At 70.5% G+C, this 766-nt stretch carries 2 protein-coding genes; both read right to left on the reverse strand.

From position 1 onward, the window contains the following. Positions 1-11: 11 nt before the first annotated feature. Positions 12-452 (reverse strand): GbsR/MarR family transcriptional regulator, encoded by a 441-nt coding sequence (locus ACLJPX_RS44235; RefSeq protein ID WP_410606083.1) that lies wholly within the window; start codon positions 450-452, stop codon positions 12-14. Further along, positions 449-766: alpha/beta fold hydrolase (locus tag ACLJPX_RS44240; RefSeq protein ID WP_410606084.1), on the reverse strand; the 318-nt coding region annotated here is incomplete at its 5' end. The genes ACLJPX_RS44240 and ACLJPX_RS44235, both read right to left, overlap by 4 nt.

The following is a 766-nucleotide window of genomic DNA, read 5'->3' on the forward strand; positions in this document are numbered from 1 at the left end:
CAGGTGCCGCGTTACGAACGTCTGTTTCGCAGCATCTGCTCTCCCGCGTCCACATAGGACTCGAAGAAGTCCGCGACCTCCGTGAGCCGGGCCTGGGCGCGTTCGTCCTCCGCGCTCCTCGTTCCGGTCCGGAGCACCCGCACGAACGCCCGCGTCCGTTCGTGACTGGCCGCGAGGAGCTGCTCGAACCCGCCCACCACCTCGACGAGCAGCCGGCGACTGCCCGGCTGCGGAATGGTCCTGGCAAGCCCCCAGGAAACCAGCTCGCGGACGGCCACGCTCACCGCTCCCTTGCTGAGGCCGAGCGCCTCGCCGAGTTCGTCCAGCGACACAGGACCCGCGTTGAGCAGGAGCCGCCCGTAAACCCGGCCCGTCGCCCGGGGCAGGTTCCACGACGCGAGGAAGTCACCCATCGCCGTGGCGAACGCGGCCCGGTCCTCGTCCGCGGTCACGCCGAGCGCTCCTCGACCGCCGCGTCCCAACCGTCGATGACGTCCCGGATCACCGTGCTCACCGCGTCCGCCGCGTCGAGGGTGACCACATGCCCGGCATCGGGAACGACGTGCTCGGTCACACCTTCGGCCCGCGCCCAGCGAGGCATCGCGACCGCGATGTTGCCGGTCCGGTCGCGGTCGCCGCGAACGAGGCCCAACGGCACGGGAGTGCGATAGCCCGGTTCCGGGGCGACGAACGACACGGTGGCCCGCCACACATCGAGAAAGACCTCCTTGGGCATGTTCGCGAACGTCGCCTCGGACTCGGCGAT

The sequence above is a fragment of the Amycolatopsis sp. lyj-90 genome, assembly GCF_046549035.1.
Classification (GTDB): domain Bacteria; phylum Actinomycetota; class Actinomycetes; order Mycobacteriales; family Pseudonocardiaceae; genus Amycolatopsis.